Annotated in this window: 4 protein-coding genes and 1 pseudogene; 1 reads left to right on the top strand and 4 read right to left on the bottom strand. The window is 29.3% G+C overall.

Annotated elements, in window-relative coordinates; genetic code table 11:
• Positions 1-107 (top strand): annotated as a pseudogene (locus Q0352_RS02035) (elongation factor Ts); the annotation flags it as partial.
• 53 nt (positions 108-160) lie between these two features.
• Here Q0352_RS02035 and Q0352_RS02030 read toward each other — a convergent pair.
• The 4 genes from Q0352_RS02030 to Q0352_RS02015 all read right to left on the bottom strand — a co-directional run.
• Positions 161-1270 carry an acyltransferase family protein gene (locus Q0352_RS02030; RefSeq protein ID WP_299522816.1) on the bottom strand — a complete coding sequence of 370 codons (1110 nt, stop codon included), beginning with the start codon at positions 1268-1270 and terminating at the stop codon, positions 161-163.
• Positions 1271-1280: 10 nt separating this feature from the next.
• Entirely contained in the window at positions 1281-2606 is a 1326-nt protein-coding gene (locus Q0352_RS02025; protein WP_299522813.1) for a sugar MFS transporter, read from the bottom strand.
• A gap of 138 nt (positions 2607-2744) precedes the next feature.
• Positions 2745-3467, bottom strand: coding sequence for a LytTR family DNA-binding domain-containing protein (locus Q0352_RS02020; RefSeq protein WP_299522810.1), 723 nt, complete (start codon positions 3465-3467; stop codon positions 2745-2747).
• The coding region (locus Q0352_RS02015; RefSeq protein WP_299522807.1) for a sensor histidine kinase at positions 3464-4344 on the bottom strand (881 nt) is incomplete at its 5' end. The genes Q0352_RS02015 and Q0352_RS02020, both read right to left, overlap by 4 nt.

Genomic DNA, 4344 nt, shown 5'->3' with positions numbered 1-4344 from the left:
GTCTACTTGATCAAAACTTTATTAAAGATGATAAAATAACTGTTGCTGAATATGTGAAAACTATTGGAGTAACCGTTACAGACTTTAAAAGAGTTTCATTAGTATAATATTTCACTTTAAGTGATAAAAAAACCTCGCAAATTGCGAGGTTTTTTTTGTTCTATATCTTAATAAATATTTTCTTTCTATATAATATATAGGTTAGCAACCAAAAGAAAATAATGTGACTTAAAGCAAATAGTAAAGAACCATTCATATTTCCAGCAATAGGAACAAAAATATGAGTATATAAATAACTATAACCTGTTACTATTTCTCCTTCTGAATTTGTTAATTTTACCAAGTAAATTATTGTCTTCACATAAATTCCTGAAAACACAAAAATAAATAGTGGGTTTGTTCCAAAATGAATAAATGGTTTTGACCAATTACTCATTTTCTTTACATCAATAATCCATAACAAAAAAGCCAAAAACAACATTGCTAAACCTCCTGTATATAGCACATAAGAACTAGTCCATAACGGCTTATTAATTGGGAATAGATACCCCCAAAACCAACCAACAATTGCAATTGTAACTCCGTACTTTATCATATTTTTAATGGCAACAATAACCTCGTTTGAATTTTCAATAATTCTACCAGTAAAATAACCTAATATAACTGTCGCCACTGAAGGAATTGCTGACAATAATCCTTCCGGGTCAAAAGGGATTCCAAAGCCTTTATAAATGTGATTTTCACCAAATAATAGTAAGTCGACTTTACCTACAACATTAGAAGTTAAACTGTAAACATCACCAGAGCCAGAGCCACCAAAATAAAGCAACCCCCAATAGCCTGCCAAAATAACAACAAACACTGTGAATAATTGCTTGTAATTAAATTGCATACATAAAATTGCTCCAATTGCATAAGCAATGGCAATTCGCTGGAGTACACCAAAAAATCTTAAATGTTCAAAATTAAATTTAGGGAAAGCATTTAAAAAGAGTCCCAATAAAAAAATCACTAAAAACCTTTTTAATACTTTTAAAAGTCCACTTTTTGTAAGTCCCTCTCCATATTTTTTGAAAGAAAACCACATAGAAACTCCAACAATGAATAAGAAAAAAGGGAAAACCAAATCGGTTGGAGTACAACCATGCCATTTTGCATGACGCAATGGTGGATAAACATAACTCCAACTACCTGGATTGTTTACCATAATCATAAGAGCAATGGTTAAACCTCTTAAAACATCAAGCGCAATTAATCTTTTAGCTACCATATTAAATTAATTAATCTTTTTTTAATCCCAATTTGTGGCCCGCCATTGCATAGTATAAAATAATAAGGTAACAAGGCAATAAGATCCAATATCCCGATGTAGATGCTTCCGCTGCAGCTGCAGCTTCGCTCATTCCTTGAACAATTAACTTCGCTTTATTTCCGTCAACAAAACTTCCGTATAAAGGTGGAATAATTGCACCACCTGCAATTGCCATAATTAATAATGCGGAAGCTGTTTTAGTGAATTTACCTAATCCTTTTAAAGTTAAAGGCCAAACTGCTGGCCAAACCAATGCGTTTGCAACACCTAAGGCTGCAACAAACAGTACTGAAGTAAATCCTGAAGTAAACACAATTAAAAAAGTAAAAACAATACCTAAAATTGCACTTATTTTTAAAGCAAAAGTCTGACTTATATATTTAGGAATTAATACCACACCTAACGCATACGTTACAACCATTGCCATTAAAGTTAATGTTGTGAAAAATTTAGCATCGGCAGCGGGAAAACCTAAAGAAATTCCATAAGCAATAATAGTATCTCCTGCAATTACTTCAACTCCAACGTATACAAAAAGTGTTAGCACCCCTAACCACAAATGAGGAAATTGAAAAATACTTGTTTTTGTAGTTTTACCATCTTTAGCTTCTTCTATTGGTTCAGCTTCAACATGTGGTAATGGCGCTTTTCTAATTAAAATTCCCAAGACAAATAATACCGCTGCCATAACAATATACGGTGTTACAACACTATCAGCCATTGTATTTAATAACTGGTCTTTTTCTTCAATTGAAACAAAACTCAGTTTATCTTTAATTTCATCAATACCAGACAATAAAATAGCTCCAAAAATAAGTGAACCTAGAGCACCTGCAACTTTGTTCGCTATTCCCATTATTGCAATACGCTTAGCTGCACTTTCTATAGGTCCTAATATTGTTATATATGGGTTAGATGCAGTTTGTAATAATGTCATTCCTATTCCTTGAATAAAAATACCAGTTAAAAATACCCAATAGGTTCTTGCTTCTGCAGCCGGAATAAAAACTAATGCTCCTACAGCCATCACAATTAAACCTAAAGACATCCCTTTTCTATAGCCAATTTTATTGATAATGTAGGATGCTGGCAAAGCCATTACTACAAAAGAAATATAGGATGCTGAAGCTACTAAGTATGATTGCGCATCAGTTAATTCATTAATCGTTTTCATAAATGGAATTAAAGCTCCATTTATCCAGGTTACAAATCCGAAGATAAAAAATAACCCAGCAATAATTATAATTGGTATTAATGTTTTTTTATTGGAGTTGAGGTGTGTAGAAGATGACATAGTTGTTAAAATGTTTGGTTAAAAAATATTTTTCTAAGATACTACTAATAATTGCTAGTAGAAATAATTTTCTATAGTCAACATAAAAATATAGCTGAATTAAACTTAATTATACATTAATGGATTATTTGACATCAATTAATCCGCAAAATCAGTGCTATTAAATATTTTTTGTTTTGCTTGAACTAAGTAGTTTCGGCCAATTGGAATTCTCTTTTTATCAATTTCAATTGAGTTTCCTTCTACCGAAGTAATTTTATTAATGGCAATTGTATAGGATCTATGAATTCTTAAAAAATTATCATTAGGTAATTCATCTGAAATACTGGTCATAGATTTATGAACAAGATAGTTTTCTGTTATTGTGAAAATTTTTATATAATCCTTTAAACTTTCAATATATAAAATATCGTTCAGTTTAATTTTCATCATTTTTTTATCAACTTTTAAAAAAATAAAAGGTTCCTCTTTAATAACAATATCTGTCAGTTTTTCTTTTTCTAAATTTATTCTTGCCTGAACTTTATTAATTGACTTTAAAAACCTTCCAAAGGGGATTGGTTTTACTAAATAATCCAACACATCTAAATCAAAACTTTCAACAGCAAATTCTCTATATGCAGTTGTAATAACAATGTGTGGTTTGTTTTTGAGTGTTCTTAAAAACTCTAAACCACTCATTTTTGGCATATTAATATCTAAAAAAATAACATCAATTTCATTGGTTTCAATGGTCGACAAAGCTGCAATTGGCGTATTGAATGTAGCAATTAAGTCTATATTTTGAAATTCACCTAAATGATTTTGAATAACCGAAATTGCTAAAGGCTCATCATCAATAATAATGCATTTTATTTTCATTGAATAGGTATTTTTAATTTTACAAAATAGTGTTGCTTTTTTACAAAGGTCTTTAATTTAAAGTTATTATTAAACAACAATTGCAATCTTCTTTTTACATTTTTTACTCCAATACCATGTTTTTTGTTAGTTTCATTTAAATGCACAAAAGTATTTTTAACACAAAATTTAAGTGATTTATTTGGTTTAATTTCAAATTTAATATGCACTTCAATAGATTCATTTTCTTGTGCACCATGCTTAAAACAATTTTCTATAAATGGCAAAAAAAGCAATGGAGGTATTTTAACATCTTCTATAATACCTGAAATAGTTATTTTAGAATCAACAATATCTCCATATCGTAATTTTTCAAGGTCCAAATAATTTTGAATGTAGTTAATTTCATCGTGTAAACTAATAAGAGGTTCTTTTACATCATACAAAACATATTGCATAATGTCAGACAATTTTAAAACTACATTTGGAGCATTGTCTGATTTTTGAAGCGTTAATGCGTATAAATTATTTAAAGTATTAAAGAAGAAATGTGGTTGAATTTGAGATTTTAAAAAATCAAGTTCAGTACTTAATTGTATTTTTTGTAAATCTTCAGCGCGTCTTTTTTCATAAATCCAATCAAACGTTAATTTTATGGCAGAAGCCAAAGCTACCACATACAATTCTCCCAAAATTACGGCAATAATATGGTTAAATGTAAATGCTTGTTGCATGCCATCCGCTTCTGGCCAAATATTTTTTGTTACTAATAAAAAATTTAAACCGGTTCTTATACAATATAATAGGAGTAGTGATAAAAACAGAAAAAGAACATAGCGTTTAAATTTTCTGGTTAAAATAAATTTTGGTATTAAATAATAAATATTAAAATATACTA

The organism is uncultured Lutibacter sp., assembly GCF_937891065.1.
GTDB lineage: Bacteria > Bacteroidota > Bacteroidia > Flavobacteriales > Flavobacteriaceae > Lutibacter.
Note: the sequence above shows the minus strand (reverse complement) of the source record. Positions and strands in the feature narration are given on the sequence as shown.